This is a genomic window from Tenacibaculum sp. MAR_2009_124 (assembly GCF_900105455.1).
Taxonomy (GTDB): Bacteria; Bacteroidota; Bacteroidia; order Flavobacteriales; family Flavobacteriaceae; genus Polaribacter.
Genome location: NZ_FNSF01000005.1, coordinates 570,932 through 589,203, shown reverse-complemented (window position 1 = coordinate 589,203; position 18,272 = coordinate 570,932). Strand labels below are relative to the sequence as shown.

At 32.8% G+C, this 18,272-nt stretch carries 16 protein-coding genes and 1 tRNA gene; 8 read left to right on the top strand and 9 right to left on the bottom strand.

The features are described from left to right. Positions 1-2: 2 nt before the first annotated feature. From BLW23_RS13250 to BLW23_RS13230, 6 genes are all read right to left on the bottom strand, one after another. Entirely contained in the window at positions 3-848 is an 846-nt protein-coding gene (locus BLW23_RS13250) for an MBL fold metallo-hydrolase (protein WP_093670605.1), read from the bottom strand. Between the two features lie 163 nt (positions 849-1,011). Then, positions 1,012-1,176: a hypothetical protein gene (locus BLW23_RS23265; protein WP_176829826.1), complete on the bottom strand. Its 165-nt coding sequence runs from the start codon at positions 1,174-1,176 to the stop codon at positions 1,012-1,014. 235 nt (positions 1,177-1,411) lie between these two features. Beyond that, a tRNA-Cys gene (locus tag BLW23_RS13245) sits at positions 1,412-1,482 on the bottom strand. 56 nt (positions 1,483-1,538) lie between these two features. Continuing rightward, complete coding sequence (folB, locus tag BLW23_RS13240; protein WP_093670603.1) at positions 1,539-1,901, bottom strand: dihydroneopterin aldolase; 363 nt, start codon at positions 1,899-1,901, stop codon at positions 1,539-1,541. Positions 1,902-2,023: 122 nt separating this feature from the next. Next, positions 2,024-3,244 carry an IS4 family transposase gene (locus BLW23_RS13235; protein ID WP_093667314.1) on the bottom strand — a complete coding sequence of 407 codons (1,221 nt, stop codon included), beginning with the start codon at positions 3,242-3,244 and terminating at the stop codon, positions 2,024-2,026. Positions 3,245-3,403: 159 nt separating this feature from the next. Beyond that, entirely contained in the window at positions 3,404-6,226 is a 2,823-nt protein-coding gene (locus BLW23_RS13230) for a glycosyl hydrolase (protein ID WP_176829825.1), read from the bottom strand. A 276-nt stretch (positions 6,227-6,502) separates the two neighbouring features. Between BLW23_RS13230 and BLW23_RS13225 the strand changes: the two genes are divergently transcribed. The 6 genes from BLW23_RS13225 to BLW23_RS13200 all read left to right on the top strand — a co-directional run bounded on the left by BLW23_RS13225 (position 6,503) and on the right by BLW23_RS13200 (position 12,442). Beyond that, positions 6,503-7,405 (top strand): RimK family alpha-L-glutamate ligase, encoded by a 903-nt coding sequence (locus BLW23_RS13225; protein WP_093670601.1) that lies wholly within the window; start codon positions 6,503-6,505, stop codon positions 7,403-7,405. Then, positions 7,372-8,337, top strand: a complete 966-nt coding sequence (locus BLW23_RS13220) for a succinylglutamate desuccinylase/aspartoacylase family protein (RefSeq protein WP_093670599.1) — start codon at positions 7,372-7,374, stop codon at positions 8,335-8,337. The genes BLW23_RS13225 and BLW23_RS13220 overlap by 34 nt, the downstream gene beginning before the upstream one ends. 75 nt (positions 8,338-8,412) lie before the next feature. Beyond that, positions 8,413-8,664: a hypothetical protein gene (locus BLW23_RS13215; RefSeq protein ID WP_093670597.1), complete on the top strand. Its 252-nt coding sequence runs from the start codon at positions 8,413-8,415 to the stop codon at positions 8,662-8,664. A gap of 173 nt (positions 8,665-8,837) precedes the next feature. Further along, positions 8,838-9,419: a Crp/Fnr family transcriptional regulator gene (locus BLW23_RS13210; RefSeq protein ID WP_093670596.1), complete on the top strand. Its 582-nt coding sequence runs from the start codon at positions 8,838-8,840 to the stop codon at positions 9,417-9,419. A gap of 188 nt (positions 9,420-9,607) precedes the next feature. Further along, on the top strand, positions 9,608-10,897 hold the full coding sequence (locus tag BLW23_RS13205) for an aminopeptidase P family protein (RefSeq protein ID WP_093670594.1): 1,290 nt from the start codon (positions 9,608-9,610) through the stop codon (positions 10,895-10,897). Positions 10,898-11,071: 174 nt separating this feature from the next. Continuing rightward, positions 11,072-12,442, top strand: coding sequence for an alanine/glycine:cation symporter family protein (locus BLW23_RS13200; protein WP_176829824.1), 1,371 nt, complete (start codon positions 11,072-11,074; stop codon positions 12,440-12,442). Between the two features lie 12 nt (positions 12,443-12,454). Here the strand turns inward: BLW23_RS13200 and BLW23_RS13195 are convergent, their stop codons facing one another. The 3 genes from BLW23_RS13195 to BLW23_RS13185 form a co-directional block, all read right to left on the bottom strand. Next, a complete protein-coding gene (locus BLW23_RS13195; protein WP_093670592.1) occupies positions 12,455-14,377 on the bottom strand; it encodes an ATP-dependent nuclease in 1,923 nt (640 codons plus the stop codon). Between the two features lie 42 nt (positions 14,378-14,419). Then, a complete protein-coding gene (locus tag BLW23_RS13190; RefSeq protein WP_093670590.1) occupies positions 14,420-14,770 on the bottom strand; it encodes a HopJ type III effector protein in 351 nt (116 codons plus the stop codon). 172 nt (positions 14,771-14,942) lie between these two features. Then, the gene (locus tag BLW23_RS13185) at positions 14,943-15,656 is read right to left on the bottom strand and encodes a M50 family metallopeptidase (protein WP_093670588.1); all 714 of its coding nucleotides are present in this window, start codon (positions 15,654-15,656) and stop codon (positions 14,943-14,945) included. A gap of 161 nt (positions 15,657-15,817) precedes the next feature. On the opposite strand from BLW23_RS13185, the gene aspS reads away from it, so the two are divergent. Next, positions 15,818-17,572 carry an aspartate--tRNA ligase gene (gene aspS / locus BLW23_RS13180; RefSeq protein WP_093671798.1) on the top strand — a complete coding sequence of 585 codons (1,755 nt, stop codon included), beginning with the start codon at positions 15,818-15,820 and terminating at the stop codon, positions 17,570-17,572. Positions 17,573-17,747: 175 nt separating this feature from the next. Then, positions 17,748-18,191 (top strand): hypothetical protein, encoded by a 444-nt coding sequence (locus BLW23_RS13175; RefSeq protein WP_093670586.1) that lies wholly within the window; start codon positions 17,748-17,750, stop codon positions 18,189-18,191. Positions 18,192-18,272 lie beyond the last annotated feature (81 nt).

The following is an 18,272-nucleotide window of genomic DNA, read 5'->3' as shown; positions in this document are numbered from 1 at the left end:
TCTTAATTAAAAATGTCTATAAATCTATAACTCTCTTTTAAACGAACACCCTTTTCGGTATGCTTAACAGTACAAAGCTCATTATGAGCATCATGTTCTAGAAATAAATAAAATTCCTTGTCAGCTGCTTCGCTTAAAAAAACTTGCTTTTCTTTAATGGTAAGTAACGGTCTTGTGTCGTAGCCCATTACATAAGGAAGAGGAATATGTCCAACCGTTGGTAATAAATCGGCCATAAAAACAATTGTTTTACCTTGATATTCAATTTTAGGTAACATTTGTTTTTCTGTATGCCCATCTACAAATATTACATCAAATCCTATTTGATCTTTAGCATTTCGATGAATGAAGTTCAGTTGTCCATTTTCTTCAATTGGTAGAATATTCTCTTTTAAAAAAGAAGCTTTTTCACGGGGGTTTGGTTCAACTGCCCATTGCCAATGCCTGTCGTTACTCCAAACTTTAGCGTTTTTAAATGCTGGCATATATCCAGTTCGGTCCTTATTCCATTGGATAACACCACCACAATGATCAAAATGTAAATGCGTTAAGAAAACATCAGTAATATCATCACGATGAAAACCGTGGTTCGCTAAAGAAGTATCTAATGAAAAATCTCCAAACAAATAATAATATCCAAAAAACTTGTCAGATTGTTTGTTACCGAGACCAGTATCGATCAAAATTAAACGGTTTCCGTCTTCAATGAGCAGGCAGCGCATACTCATGTCAATCATGTTTTTATCGTCGGCTGGATTCGTTTTTTGCCAAATCGATTTTGGTACAACGCCAAACATGGCACCCCCATCTAATTTAAAATTACCTGTTTCAATAGGATATATACGCATAGCTACAAAGATGCAGAATTTTAACTAATTTTTTGTTAATAAAAAGCAAAAGAGTCAGTTTTTGGAGGGAGTATTGCTATATTTTTAAAGTGTTAGTTTGAATTCTTAAAACCAAATAATTACAATATATGAAAATGCGACCCGAGGATCGCATTTTAAAGTTTTAGAAAAAGATGCAATTATTTCTATTACAAAAAGAAGCTCTATCAATTTTCCAACAATCTGAGTTTCTATAACAATAAAGTCCAGAGAAACCTCCGTTAATTTCTTTTTGATCTTCTTTGTTTAATTTTTGAACTCCCTTAAGGGTTAAAAATGATTTAGACATAATAGTTTGGTTTTTAATTTGGTTGACCCGAATTTAAGAAAAATAATATAGATGGAATTGTCGAATGTTTTACCGTTTGGAAATAGGGGAGTATCTTAAAGTAATAAGAAATAGAATTGTTGGTAACAGGAATGGAGTTCTGTGTTTTAGTTTTAAAAGTGGTTCAATTCTCATGAGAATTAGACGAAATTGTAAAGCATAAAAAAAACCTGATCATTGATCAGGTTTTTTCTTGAGGTGTCGAGCGGATTCGAACCGCTGTAGATGGTGTTGCAGACCACTGCCTAGCCACTCGGCCACGACACCCTATTAATGATTAGGATTGCAAATTTACACCTTTTATTGTTTATTGCAAATGTTTTTTAATTTTTACGAGTATCTTTTAAAATAATAACAACTTCCTCAACATTTCCACCAATTGGAGGGTTGATTTTAGCAACCTTAACCTCAGCTTGTTCCACTAAAGATAACTCTTCGAAAATACGGTCTAAAATTCTTTTAGCTACATGCTCTAATAACTTAGAACGAATAGCCATTTCTTCTTTTACAATATTATTTAAATGGACATAATCAACCGTGTCCACTAACACATCCGATTGAGCAGATTTGGTTAAATCAGCTTTTACTTCTAAATCAACTTTATACTCTGAACCTATTTTTGCTTCTTCTTCTAAGCATCCGTGATTGGTAAATAAACGGATATTATTTACTTGTATTATTCCCATGAAACAAAGATATTAATCTTTTAACATTGAGGGAGGGTTTTATTTTGAATTAAATTTAGATTTAAGACAAAAAAAACGCCCTTAGGCCAGTCATGGTCGGAAGAAATTCCGACCATTTATTTTTAAGTTTCAAAATGATCTAAATTTCCATCACAAATTACCACAATCATAGCAATGGCTAAATTTCTGAGTTCCATTTTAAACCTTCTTTTAGCCGTTTTATACCCAATATTGTTAGCTTTTTTATAGATTGCTATTAACATTGCTACAATTAAAGTCATATATAGAACTACTTTGATTCCGTTTTTATTCAAAGATACTAAGTGACTTACATTTAGTTCTTGCTTTATAAAGCGAAAAAAGACCTCAATATCCCATCTCTTTCTATAGGCTTGCGTAATTTCCTTAGCAGAGAGATCAAATTGATTAGAAATAAAACAAAATTCTTTGTGATCTTCAGTTTTTGTTTTTGCAACAATCAAACGTAAAGGAGTCTTTACTAACTCTTGTTTATAGTGAATATTTCCTCTCTTATTATTTATAGCTTTACCAGTATACAGATATACTTTACTATCTTTTATAAGGCTTAACTCTCCTAGGTCAGAGTTTTGATTTTTATCGAGTAAAGATTCCAATTCTACATATTTTCTATTTTCTTTTGCTCTAGCAATAAAATAAATATCATTACCACTAAAATCTTTCATGGTTCTGGTAGATTGAAGACCTCTATCAATGACGTAAATATTTTTATGATTTTTGTGTTGTTTTACATGATCCATTATAACTTCAGGCAAAGCCATATCTTCACTGGAATACTTAGGTTCTGTAAACACTTTAAACTCACAAGGCAATAAACCATCAAAGGTAATAGTATATTTAACAGATTTCTTACCATTTTTATGATCAATTCCTTCTAATAATTTACTAGCAGCTTCACTAACCATCGAGCTATCCACATGAACTAATTGATGTTTTTCGTTATTAGAAGTCATTGGATAAGCATCGTGAAACTGGCTATAAATGCATTGATATATTTGAGCGAAATAATCGGAATCAATTTTAGATAACCTTTCTGAGATAGAACTTCTTCTGATGGATTCTGATTTATCTAAATTGAAAAGAGTTTTAAACAGAGAATCATTAAAAGTATCTTCTAAGGTACGTTGACTTAATTTTTCGTTTTCTACAATACCATAAAGCAACAAATAAAACATTTTTTTACCATGAAGCACTTTGGTGTAATAATCCACATTAGTTGTGGATGATAATTTAGATAAAAGAGCTTCTGGAATAATACCTAATAATTCTTTTACGGATATTTTATGATCTTTAAATACTGACATAATAGCTTAATTATCAGTATATAAGATACAGGAAACAATACTCAAAAACAAGTTAAACAGCTGAAAAACAGCAGGTTAAAATAATTTTTTTTTATTTCTTAGAAACAAAAAAAGTCGGAAGAAAAATCTTCCGACCATGACTGCCCTTAGGCGCTTTTTTTATTTAACTTCAAAAGTTTGTTTCTCTCCTGAGTATTCAACTGTATATTTCCCTTTTGGTAAATAATATACATCGTTTTTAGCTTTTTTCAGATGAACCTCTTTCTTCTTCTTTAAATAAGTTTTCTTACCCTTTTCAGAAAAAGAAACGTCATAAATAGTCTCGTTAAATCCTTTGGTCGCATTGACGGTAATTGTATTTACAACAATATCATCTGATTTAATGGTTAGAGTTACTTTTTTATCAGAATCCGAGAAAAAAGCGATTGCATGCTTAGGTGTATTTGATTTCAGCCATGTGCTCCATGAATTACCCCAATATGAACTCTTTCTTATGTTTTTTATAGGGAAAAGAGTGTTGTTATTAGTATTTTTAAGATAGTGGAAAGATGCGATGTTAGCTTTGTACAAACTGCGTCCATGAGTTCCTAATATAAGTTCTTTTGCTTTCGGTTGAATAACCAAATCATGAATTGCAACATTCGGAATTTTAGAAAATGGATGCCATTCCTCACCATTATTGAAAGTAACATAAGCGCCATTATCAGTTCCTACATATAAAATAGTCTCTTTTGCAGGGTCTTCTTTAATAACGTTTACTGGTGACGTTGAAATATTACTACTTATCCTTTTCCATGTTTTTCCGTAGTTATCCGATTGGAAAACATAACTAGTAAAGTCGTCAAAGCGATATCCGTTTAAAGTAACATATACTCTTTCTTTTTTGTGTTTAGAGGCAATGACTCTGCTTACCCAAAGATCTTTTGGAAGGTTTGTTGAAATATTTTCCCATGATCCACCACCGTTTTTAGTAATATGAATTAAACCATCATCGGAACCAACATATAACAATCCAAACTGAAAAGGACTTTCAGAAATAGTTGTTAATGTTCCATAAGCAACATTTCCTTTTTTACCTCCTTGAGTTAAATCTTCAGAAATAGTTTCCCAATTATTTCCTTGGTCTAATGAACGGTGCAATTTATTTCCTCCAAGGTAAAGTATATCCTGATTGTGTTTTGAAAGCAAAATGGGGGTTTGCCAATTGAAACGATATGGGTTTTCTCCTAAAGTATGCTTAGGTTGAATATATTTTTGTTTACCTGTTTCTCTGTCAATTCTGTAATAGTTTCCGAATTGATAACCTGTGTAAACTATATTGGAATTTCTGTCGTCGACAGCTACTTGCATGCCGTCACCTCCCATTAAGTTTTCGTAAGGGTTTTTACCATATTGCTTCCATGACTTATTCATTTTAGCATTATTATTAGCAACCCAAACACCATTGTCCTGTAAGCCTCCGTATACATTATAGTTTTTCTGATTATCGGCATATACTGAATAAAATTGCCCAACGGCAGGAGAGTTTAGTTTTGTCCAGTTTTCTCCGTCGTCATAAGAAATGTTTAAACCACCATCATTCCCGTCAATTAAATGTCCAGATTTTTTAGGGTTTATCCATAAAGCTTGATGATCAGAATGCACATTTTCTTTACTGATCGAATTAAATGTTTTTCCTCCATCTTTTGATTTTAAAATAGGAACTCCTAAAACGTAAATTCCGTTTTCATCTCTTGGATCAACCCTTACTTCACCAAAGTAGTATCCATATGAATAATATAAATCATCTAAATATCCTTCATGTGTTTTTTTCCAAGATTCACCACCATTCGTAGTTCTAAAAACTTGAGCCCCAATAACAGGAGTATCAAAAAGTAAGGTGTTGGCATTTTCTAAATACTTAGCAAGATCAATAGGTTTAACCGATCCAGCACGTACCATTTGTTTTACGTTTTGAGCTCTGTATTTTTCTTGAAATCCATTGGTTTTAAGATATGAATTAAGCTTTTTATCTTTTAAAACTAAAAATTCTTCAACACTCATTGTTTTAAAGTCTTCTTTAGTCAATGAACTTGAAGTTTTCTTTTTAGATTTTTCTTTCTTCCTTCTGAATTGGTTATCATGAATGGCGTATACTGTATTTTCATTAAAAACAGCTAATCCAATTCGACCAACTCCTGTTCCTTCAGGGAAACCACTATTTTCCGTAATCTTTACCCATGATTTCCCAGCATTAGTGCTTTTATAAATAGCCGACCCTGAGCCGTCACCGTCAAAATCCCATGCTTTACGCTCTCTTTCCCATGACGCGGCGTATAAAACATTAAAATCATTAGGCACTTGCTGAATATCTATAATTCCTGTTTTGTTATTTATAAATAATGTTTTACTCCATGTTTTTCCTCCATCTACGGTCTTAAAAATTCCTCTTTCTTCATTTGAAGAGTACAAGTGACCAATCACTCCAACAACAACTTCTTTAGAATTATTTGGGTTTATAAGGATTCTTCCGATGTGATGACTATCGTGTAATCCCATGTTCTCCCATGTTTTTCCTTTATCAGTAGATTTTAAAACACCAATACCAGCGTACGACGAACGAGAAGAATTGTTTTCTCCTGTTCCAACCCAAATGACACCAGTTTTCCAGTCAATAGCAATATCTCCGACATTTTGAGTTGGAGAGTTGTCAAAAATGGAAGTAAATGTTGTTCCATTGTTATTTGTGTACCAAACACCACCAGATGCATACCCAACATAAAACTCAGCGGTATTATTAGGGTTTACATCAACATCAACAACACGTCCGCTCATTACTGTTGGGCCAATATTCTTAAAAGAGATGTTTTTAACAATTGAATTGTTATGAAGAGCCTGTTTATCTTTCAAAGATTGCTTCATAATCTTTGAAGAAGTGGGCATTTGTTGCGCTGCTACGTTCAAAGACAACAGCACTAGGGCCGTTTTTAGAATGGTTTTCATTTAGTTGATGTTTTGGTTGAAACGATGAAAGTACTATAACCCATACCTAATTCAAAATAATTAACACATATTAAGATTTTCCTTTAAGCTCAATTATATAAAACTTAAAAAAAAGCTTAGATTTGTGAGAACACGAAAATTCTTATATAGAATCTTTGAGAAAATTTCATAAATCGTTGATTATGGAATTTAAAATGGATTAGATATTATAGCAAATAGCTAGGTAGATTTAATGAAGAATCATAGTTTTTAAATATCAATAACAATATCTTGCTTATGAACATTTTTATCCTCTCTGTTAGTGGTCAAGTGTATTCTACCAAACGACTTTATGATGAGGCCATTAATCGCGGACACGATGTAAGTATTATTAATCATGCCAAATGTTCCGTTAAATTAAGTCAGGGAAAAAGACAAGTTATTTTCGAAGGAGATGATATCATTGACGAACCTGATGTTATTATTCCTCGTATTGGAGCATCTATTACAGGTCATGGAGCGGCTATTGTTAAAGAGTTTGAAATGAATGATGTTTTTAGTACCGCCAGATCGTTAGGGATTTTAAGAGCTCAAAACAAACTCAGAACTTTACAGATTATGAACAGGAAGCATATTCCAATTCCAGATACCGTTTTTTCTGTAAACACTGATACTATTAAAGAACAAATAGATCTTCTTGGCGGAGCCCCAGTGATTATTAAATTACAGGAAGGAACACATGGAATGGGGGTTATACTGGCAGAAACAGAAAAGTCAGCCAAATCGATTATTGACACCCTACATACCATGAATACGAGCTTTTTATTGCAGGAATTCATTAAAGAAAGCAATAGTGAAGATATAAGAGCATTGGTGGTTGGAGATAAAGTGATTGCTTCAATGAAAAGGAAAGGTCTGGAGGATGATTTTAGATCAAATATTCATCGAGGAGGAATTGGATCAGTGGTAAGTTTAACTTCCAAAGAAGAAGAAATGGCTATTAAAGCGGCGCATTATTTAGGATTACCAGTTGCTGGAGTTGATTTGATACGTTCGAAACGGGGTGCTTTGTTAATTGAAGTAAATTCAACTCCTGGTTTACAGGGAATAGAGGCCTATACAAAAGTGAATGTAGCAGAAGAAATTATTAAATACATTGAGAGAAAATGTTTGACAAAGAGTTCAAGAACGAAGAGGTAGTTATACGAAATGAAAGAATTCGATTAGGGGAGTCTAAATTAATCAAAATTCCCGTGGATAGATTGGCGACGGGGACGTTGATAGAAATTCCTGTATATGTTTTTAATGGAGATGAATTAGGCCCTACAGTTTTACTTCAAGGAGGATTGCATGGTGATGAAACGAATAGTATTGAATTAGTAAGAAGAATGCTTATTGATAAGCGATATAAAATTCATAAAGGATGTGTAATTGTACTTCCTTTACTTAATGTTTTTGGTTTTCTTGACTTAACAAGAAATATGCACGGAAAAGACGTAAATCGAAGTTTTCCAGGATCTAAATCGGGTTCTTTAGCCAGTAGAATTGCTCGTTATTTAATGGAAGAATTGATTAAAAATGTTGATTTTGCTATTGATTATCATACCGGCGGAGCACAAAGAAATAATTTTCCTCAAATTAGATATACTCCTCAGGATAGAGAGGGATTGGAGTTGGCTAAAATTTTTAACGCACCTTTAATGTTCGCTTCTAAGTTAATACCTAAATCTTTTCGAAATGAATGTTATAAAAATAGCATTCCTGTAATTGTATACGAAGGAGGAGAGTCTTTAAGATTAGATGAGAATGCTATTAAAGAAGGTATAGATGGAACATTAAGAGTTTTACAATACTTCAAAATGATAACCAATGTACCAGAAACTATAACCGAAATAGAGAGTATACATTTAAATAAAAGAAAATGGGTACGAGCAAAAGTAGCAGGGCTTTTTTCTACAAAAGTCGCTAATGGAAGCGCAATAAAAAAAGGCCAAATTTTAGGAAGTATAATGGATACTTATGGAGAGACGAACTACAAAGTTAAATCTCCAATAAATGGCTATGTAATTGCAAAGAATAACTTTCCAATTATTAACATGGGAGATGCTTTATTTCATGTTGGAGAACTGTAATGTGTTGATTTTATTTGTTTTATTGTTTTATTTTTAGTTAATTTAGGTAGTGATAACTACCAAAAAAATCAAAACATGGAATTAATAATTAGTTTATTAACAGGTGCCCTAGGTGGTAACCTGGCAGGCGCTTTGCTTAAAAAATTCTCTATGGGAACACTTTGGAACTCCGTTGTGGGAATTCTAGGAGGTGGTCTTGGAGGTCAATTACTTGGAATGTTAGGAATTGATCTCGGAGGTATCTTAGGAAGCATCGCAGGTGGTGGTGTTGGAGGTGGAGTTTTAATGGTCATTATTGGACTTATTAAAAACGCCATGAGTAAATAAGATGTTCTTATCTTGGATGAACCAAGGTAGAAATGTAATCATTTTAAAGATATTTTGACAAATGTCGAAAGATTTTGACTCACTATGTGAGTGAATAGGATGAAGGGTAGAAAGATGCTATTGATAGCATCTTTCTTTTTTATACATTTATTGCAAAAAAGTTATAGATTGTAATGAAGGATGTCGCAAATTTTCGAAATTATCTTTTTGAAGTAATTAATGATAATAATTTGAATGTTTATGTAGATGAAATTTTGGAAGCTTTTAGTTTATACGAACTTCCTAAGGATAAGACATTTGTTGAAGTAGGAGAAATTTGTAAACATTTCTGTTTTGTTGAAAGTGGTATTCTGCAACATTCAATTACGGTGAAGGATGAAGATAAAACAACCTACTTAGCTCTCAAAAATAGTTGTACAACATCCTTAAAAAGTTTCCTAAAGCAAACACCTTCATCAAAGAATATAAAAGCATTGAGTAAATGTCAACTTAAAGTTGTAAAAACACATGACTTTCAGAAGCTGATGCAGTCTAATATAGCTTTTAAACAATTTTATTACAACCTTATTGAAAACCAGATTTTTTTAATTGATGATTATCGACTTGATTTGTTAACTCTTCAACCAGAAGATAGATATAAAAAATTACTCATTAATGAGCCCGATCTCTTGAATGAGGTACCTCTGCATTACTTAGCTTCTTTCTTAGGGATTTCAAAAAGACATATGAGTAGAATTCGAAAGAATGTAAAATAGTGCCATTTGGCTGCAAGTACTCACTATGATTTTAATTAATTTTGGAGCAAGATATTCCTACATACCAATTGATATTTGAAATAATCGTACAAGAAAATAAAAACTTTCTCTTTTATAAATGGAAAAGAAGAATGTTCTGCGATGGTAATTTCAAATTATAAAAGGTATAAACATATAAAAATATAGAGATGAAATACCAACCTATTAATAGTAATTTATTCGTAAAGAATCGAAAAAATTTTATGGCTAAAATGTCAGAGAATAGTTTAGCGGTTTTTAATTCAAATGATATCTATCCAGTAAGTGCAGATAGTACTTTGCCTTTTGAACAACATAGAGATATTTTTTATTTAAGTGGGGTAGATCAAGAAGAAAGTATTCTTGTACTTTTTCCTGATTGTCCAAAACCACAATACAGAGAAATTTTATTTTTAAGAGAAACTAACGAGCATATTGCTGTTTGGGAAGGTGATAAATTAACCAAAGAAAGAGCTTTTGAAGTTAGTGGAGTTAAAACAGTATTTTGGTTGCAAGATTTAGAAAAAGTAATGTCTGAATTAATGAGTTATGCCAATACGGTTTATATTAATACGAATGAGCATTACAGAGCGAATGTTGAAACTGAAACAAGAGAAGATCGTTTTACAAAGTGGTTACGAAATAAATATCCTGCGCATTCAGTAGCTAAAAGTAACCCAATTTTACAGCGATTACGTTCAGTTAAAGATGCTATTGAAATTGATTTAATGCAAAAAGCTTGTGATATTACGGAAAAAGGTTTTAGACGTGTGCTAGGTTTTGTAAAGCCTGGGGTTTGGGAATACGAAATTGAAGCCGAATACATTCATGAGTTTTTAAGAAACCGTTCTAAAAAATTTGCTTATACTCCAATTATTGCATCAGGAAATAACGCTAATGTATTACATTATATAGAAAACAATAATCAATGTAATTCAGGAGATTTAATTTTAATGGATGTTGGTGCGGAGTATGCGAACTACTCTGCAGATATGACAAGAACAATTCCTGTTTCTGGAAAGTTTACGGGCAGACAAAAAGCTGTATACAATGCAGTAAATAAGGTCAAAAATGAAGCGACTAAAATGTTAGTACCAGGAACTATTTGGGCAGATTACCATGTTGAGGTTGGGAAAATCATGACGGATGAATTACTAGGATTAGGTTTGTTAGATAAAGCAGATGTACAAAATGAAGATCCAAATTGGCCAGCTTATAAAAAGTATTTCATGCATGGAACTTCACATCATATCGGTTTAGATACGCATGATTATGGTTTATTGCATGAACCAATGCAAGCCAATATGGTATTTACTGTTGAGCCAGGGATTTACTTGCCCGATGAAGGATTCGGAATTCGTTTGGAAGATGATGTAATAATCCAAGAAAATGAGAGCCCTTTTAATTTAATGAGAAACATACCTATTGAAGCGGATGAAATTGAAGATTTGATGAATTAATTGTCAAACTAAAATTTTCAAAATGAATTATAAGAAAGAATGGTTAAAACACCATTCTTTTTTGTTTTTGATAAGGTTGTGGATGAAAACACCCAAATAATCAATACAGCATTTGAACTACATGAAAAGTTTAATTTCTGAAGATTCCGTACTTTCGCACAAAATAAAAGTAGTATGTATTTATCTATACAAAGCCTTATATCTGAATTTTCTCAATGGGTATGGGGAATTCCATTATTAATTCTTTTAATTGGAGGTGGCCTATTCCTTTTTATCTATTCTGGATTAGTTCCTTTTAGGTATATGAGGCATGCAGTTCGTATTTTAAGTGGTAAATATGATAAGCACGATTCTCCTGGTGATTTATCGCACTACGAGGCTTTATCTTCTGCTATTGCTGCCACCGTAGGAATGGGGAACATTAGCGGTGTTGCTATAGCTATTGCTACTGGAGGTCCTGGTGCTATTTTTTGGATGTGGGTAAGCGCCTTTGTAGGAATGGCTACTAAGTTTTTTACTTGTAGTTTATCTGTAATGTATAGAGGGAAAGATGAAGAAGGAAATATTAAAGGGGGACCAATGTATGTAATTACTGAAGGTTTAGGGAAACAATGGAAACCGTTAGCTGCATTTTTTGCTTTTGCTGGATTATTTGGAACCTTACCAGCCTTCCAAGCAAATCAATTAACTCAAACCTTGGTAGATGTTTTTCAGGTGAGAGAATCGAATACTGATACCGCAAAGCTTCTCTTAGGAATTAGCATTGCGATCATTACTGCAATGGTAATTTTTGGAGGAATAAAACGAATTGGAAAGGTAGCAGGTAAGTTGGTGCCCATTATGGTGGTGGTATATTTAGTAACCGTTCTAACAATTTTAATTTTAAGAATAGAAGACGTGCCATCAATATTTTCATTAATATTTACTGATGCTTTTTCTGGAAAAGCTGTAGTTGGAGGGGCTTTAGGAACATTGATAATAACGGGTGTCAGAAGAGCAGCATTTTCTAATGAGGCTGGTTTGGGAACGGCTCCCATGATGCATGGAACTGCAAAAACAAGTGAACCTATTAGAGAAGGGTTAGTAGCGATGTTAGGGCCAGCTATTGATACTTTATTGGTATGTACATTAACTGCATTGGCTATTCTAGCTTCGGGAGTTTGGCAAGGATTTGAAGGTAATGGTATTTCATTAACACTGGTTGCTTTTGATACAGTACTACCAGCTAATCTAGGAAGCATAATTATTACAATTTGCGTTTTAATTTTCGCATTCTCTACACTGTTCACCTATTCATTTTATGGGTATAGTTGTTTGAGTTATTTGTTTGGAATTAAAATAGGGAAGTATTACAACTACATATACATAGTGACAATTGTTATTGCTTCAGTAATCGATTTAAAATTTGTAATTAGTATTATTGATAGTGCTTATGCATTAATGGCAATTCCAACGGTCATTTCAACATTAATATTAGCACCAAAGGTTAAAAGAGCCGCTAAAGATTATTTTGGCAGACTGAAAGCAGGAGCTTTTAATAATTAACGGCTTTAAAATTTAGCTACTTTTTTGATGATAGGGTTTAATGAAATGATAAAGATTTACTATGATCTTTTCTAAATTAGGGTTGTTCTCAATTAAATCTTGGTAGACGTAATTATTATCACTAAAAAAATCCGCTAGTTTATTCTTGTAGTTTGGTTTTAAAGTAGTGGAAGGGCTAGTTTCCTTGAATTTTCTATAGTTTTTTATTCCTGAGGCGACTAATGCTTGTTCAAACACCTCACCGATACCTTGAGACGAAGATACTTTGAGCTTTATATTTTTGGTGTTTCTTTTATTCGTTTTATTAATTAATTCAGGAAGAAAATCCTTTAATACTATCTCTGGTAGTAGATTTTCAATTTCCTTTACTCCTGTATCTTGATAATAAAAATTATTACTTCCACTAGATAATTTTTTAAGATCTTGATGTCTTTGAAATTTTTTGCTCCCTTCGATTGCATTATCATTATCCGCGAGCAGATATATTTTGTTTGAAATGCTAAAAGCGTTGATTTTTTCTTTAACTTCATTTTCATCGAAATTTTCATCTTCTTTGAAAAGGTAATGTGAAATTAAATTACCTCCGTATTCTAAAAAAGCGAAGTCAAGATCTTCTTTTAAAAGTGGTTTGTGATAATGCTTGCAGTAAAGTTTTAAGAATTTTGATAGGTATTTTCTATCGGTTGGACCTTCTACCCATATTAAAGTATTAGCAAGAAAAATTGAGCTGTTGTTTACACCGAGAATATCTAATGTCTCTCGATCCGGCTTTATATTAGCCTTGATCAAATGTTTACCCTCTTCAATTTTCTGGAATTGGAAAAAAGAAACTTTATTACTTTTTAGAGTAAGGTCAAGGAAATGATTGGAGTGCGTTGTAAAGAAGAACTTCAGGTTTTTCTCTATAATAAATTCATTTGTTAATAACGTTTCGATAAAAATGCGTTGGAAAGCAGGGTGTAGATTTTGTTCTGGTTCTTCAATGAAAAACAGTTCATTTTTCTCAGAAAAGAAAATTGGAAACATTAAGTTAATTATAGCTTGGATTCCATCTCCTATTTCATTTATTCCCAGAAAATCACCGCCGTCTATTCCAATTGACACCTGTCCGTTATTTGTATTGTCGGCAAAAATTTCAACTTCTTTTGATTCAAAGAAATTTTTACTTAAGAAACTTTCGAATTTTTTAATACCTCTTCTTTTCCGGCTAAGAGTCAGATCGAATAGTTTTTGCCATATATCGGATCCCGTATGAATATTTATAGTTTGGCTCTCTTTGTCAGTGTTTAAGGTAAGTTCTTTAGCGACAATTTTGAGTTGTTCGGAAGTTAGATTTGAGTTTTTCAATAAACTTCTTAATACTGGGATGTATGTCTTTTTTTTGATCCTATTATTAATTGTGAACTCAATTTCTTTCAGAAAGTCAGAAGCCAAGTCCAAATAACTCTTTATTCTATTTTTTAAATCGCTGTCGCTAATATCAGGAATTTGTTGTTTTATATCTTCGATTTTATCTTCGAAATCTTTTCTTCGAGTTGTACCAAAATTTTCGATGGCTGAAATATTAATTTTTGTTAAGTCAGCAAATGCGTTTTTCCAATATTCATAATTGGGTCCTCCTTCTTTTATATTTTGAGACTTAAATTCTATTCTTTCTAATTGTTGATAAAGTTTCAAATAGGAAGATTTGTTAGAAATTGTCGATAGATGATTGTTGGCCTTTAATAAACCTCGCATGAATCGGCTTTTTCCTGAGTTATTTGCTCCTATGAGGAGGTTTATTTGGTTAATTTGGATTTCAGCAGTATGAATTTGGTCGGTCTCATTGATATTAGGCCTAATAAAATTATTATCTAAACTGTCTATAAAGTATTCGGGGTATTTTGTTTCTTGAGGGAAATCAAGTAAACTGTTTTTCTGTAGAATTAATTTCATGAATTTTTGTTTAACTCAAAAATATGATTTATTGAATGAAAATCATTGTTTTTTTGGAGTAAGTGCTATACCTTGAAAGGCTAATCCGTCAAATCCAAATTTGATAAAGTTGCGGATATTCTGATGGTCGATGCCTTCTGGATTTTCTAAAATATCTTTGAAATAAAATTGCCCGAAGGATGCTAACGCTTCTTCTTGGGTAAAATTTTGATCTAATGCGAATGCAAATACTTTGCAAGAACCGTTGTTTTCGTTAGCATTGTTGTTGGTTTCTCCATTTTTAAAAGCTGTAGGAGTAAAGTCATAATTAGCGTCAATTGTTGCAATCGTTTCAGAAAACTCAATTTGATCAGGAGTGTTGTTTAATTTGGCTGTAAAATCTATTAATGTCATTCGTGTTGTTTTGAATAACAAATAAACGAGGAAGGATTCGTCATAACCAATTATTTTGAATTTTTAACAGACTTGTTGTTTTCGTTAAGAACCTCGCTTTTCAAAGTAAGGTTGGCGAAAAATTAGCCAAGGGGATTAATCCCCTTGAATACAAGTCGATCATAAGAATATCTTAATGACCACTCTTTTTATTTTCAAAATAGATAACAATAGCTTTAGTAATAATGTAAAGATTGATAGCACTAATAATTATTCCCCAAAACCAATACGTTCCAAAGGTGTTCTGCGCAATGGTTTCTGTATCAGAGTAATTGATTTTTCCAAACCTCTCAAATTGTTTGGTAAAAACATATCCCAATTCGTAATAACTACTTAATGCAGCCTGAAGTCCCAAAAATAAAAGAACCGATTTCTGAAGATTTTTATTTTGTAATTTAAAAACAATAAGGAGTCCAACAGCGAAAGCACTTAGGATAAGAATTCCCCAAAATGATCGTATCCATAAAATTAGTGAAAGAATAATAATAAAAAGTAGGGTAGCGAGTGCATAAGTAGTTGACCTGGGTTTTTTAGCCGCAACAATGCATATAGATCCAGTAATCGTTGCACCTAGAAGACCGCCTGCAGCGGTAATCGCTCTAGCAATATGATATGGTAAATAAGAGTTGGATACGTTGGAATAAGCTACTCCTCCTCCGTTTTCATAAATTTCTAAATGCATGAATTGGCCGCCCACCAATAGAGCAGAAATGCCATGTCCCATTTCATGAAACCAAGTTCCTAACAATCTAAAAGGGTATTGAATAAAAGTTAAGCCTGGTAACTGTAATAATATAAAAACTAGCAAAGTTAACAGTAATGGTATATAATGTTGTTTTCTCTTCATATGGTCTGAATTAACTAACTATTAGAATAGATGGTGTATTAATACGAAACTCTATTTCGGGTGAATTATACAAAGATTAACGATTAAAAAAAAATGAACTTACGGTAATTTTTTGCATACTGACATTTATGGTTAAATTTGCCCAGCTAAAAATTCAAGAAATGTACAGAACGCATACTTGTGGTGAGTTAAGAGCATCGCATATTAATACCGAAGTAACCCTAGCAGGATGGGTGCAAAAGTCACGAGATAAAGGATTTATGATTTGGGTGGATTTACGTGATCGTTATGGAATTACTCAGTTAATTTTTGATGAAGAGCGCACACCAAAAGAGTTGATGGAAAAAGCTAAAACTTTAGGGCGTGAGTTCGTAGTTCAGGTAAAAGGTTCTGTGATTGAAAGAGCTTCTAAAAATGGAAATATTCCTACAGGTGATGTTGAGGTGTTAGTGTCTGAGTTAACTGTGTTAAACAATGCTAAGCTCCCTCCATTTACGATCGAGGATGAAACGGATGGAGGAGAAGATTTACGTATGAAGTATCGTTATTTAGATATTCGTCGTAATCCAGTAAAAGAAAGTTTAGTTTTCCGTCATAAAGTATCAATGGAAGTACGTAAGTATCTTTCAGATAAAGGTTTTATTGATGTAGAAACTCCATATTTGATTAAATCTACACCTGAGGGAGCAAGAGACTTTGTAGTTCCTTCAAGAATGAATGCAGGACAGTTTTATGCATTACCACAATCTCCTCAAACCTTTAAGCAGTTACTTATGGTAGGGGGAATGGATAAGTATTTCCAGATTGTAAAGTGTTTTAGAGATGAAGATTTAAGAGCTGACCGTCAACCTGAGTTTACACAAATAGACTGTGAAATGGCGTTTGTTGAGCAAGAAGATATTTTAGAGATTTTCGAAGGGATGACACGTCACTTGTTAAAAGAGATTAACAATGTTGAGGTGGAAAAATTTCCTAGAATTACGTTTGACGAAGCTATGCGTAGGTATGGAAATGATAAACCAGATATCCGTTTTGGGATGGAGTTTGGTGAGTTAAATGAAGTAGCGAAACACAAAGAATTCAAAGTTTTTAACGAGGCTGAATTAGTTGTAGGTATCGCTGTGCCAGGAGGAGCTTCTTATACACGAAAAGAAATTGATAAGTTAATTGATTGGGTAAAGCGTCCTCAAGTTGGTGCTTTAGGAATGGTATATGTGAAGTGTAATGAAGACGGAAGCTATAAATCGTCAGTAGATAAATTCTATGATCAAGAGGATTTAGCAAATTGGGCGAAGACAACAGGAGCTAAAGCTGGAGATTTAATTTGTGTGCTTTCAGGAAATACTTCGAAAGTAAGAGCTCAATTAAGTGCTTTACGTATGGAAATGGCTGAACGTTTAGGTTTGAGAAAAGCTGATGAGTTTGCACCGTTATGGGTAGTTGATTTTCCATTGTTAGAGCTGGATGAAGAAACGGGGCATTATCATGCAATGCACCATCCATTTACTTCTCCGAAGCCAGGTCAAATGGAATTATTAGATACGGATCCTGGAGCGGTGAAGGCCAATGCATATGATTTGGTGCTGAATGGAAATGAAATTGGAGGTGGGTCTATTAGAATTCATGATAAAGAAACACAAGCTATTATGTTTAAACATTTAGGGTTTACTCCTGAGGAAGCGAAAGCACAGTTTGGTTTTTTAATGGATGCTTTTGAATATGGTGCACCGCCACACGGAGGTTTAGCTTTTGGTTTGGATCGTTTGGTAGCAATTTTGGGAGGACAAGAAACAATTAGGGATTTTATTGCTTTTCCAAAGAATAATTCAGGAAGGGATGTAATGATTGATGCTCCTGCGACTATTGATAGCGAACAATTAGGAGAATTGAGTATAAAGCTTGATGTAAAGGAATAAAGACAGTTATTCAATAATATATATAAAGAAGTCCCATGGTTTTCAATCATGGGGCTTCTTCTTTTTAAATCAATTAATAGATAGATGTTAACAGATAATAGTTGCTTTCAATATTTAAATATATTTTGGGGATTTTTATGATTAGAAATAAACTATAATTAAAATTTACCCTCATATGAAAACAAAAAAGTTATCATCAAACCTAACATTTCCCGGTGTTTTTTTAAGTGCAGTAGTAACGATAGCAATGATGCCTGTGGCATATAATAGAGTGGCTCAAAATGGATCTATGAGCTTAATGTTATTTGTTGGAATCTTTTTCTTGGGAATGATAGCATTGCAAATTTATCTTTTTCGATTTGTTTGTTCTGCCAAAGTAGAAAATGGTGCTTTGTTTATGAAAAAGTTATTTCGTCCGGCTAAAGAATATACATTCGATAAAATAGGAGAGCCGAAGTCAATAAGAATAAAAAATACTGTTTATACCTCTGTTAAAATGGAAAACGAAGGTACTACTCATGAAAAATTTCTAATCGTTAATTCTAAGTCAATACTATCTAAGAATAAAATTGATACGAAAAACACTTTAATAGAGCTTAAAAACAGTATACTTGGTTAGTTATTACATTTTATTATGTAACAAAGCCGTAAACAGATGTTTACGGCTTTTTCTATATGTGTGTCCCGTCCTGAAATAAGT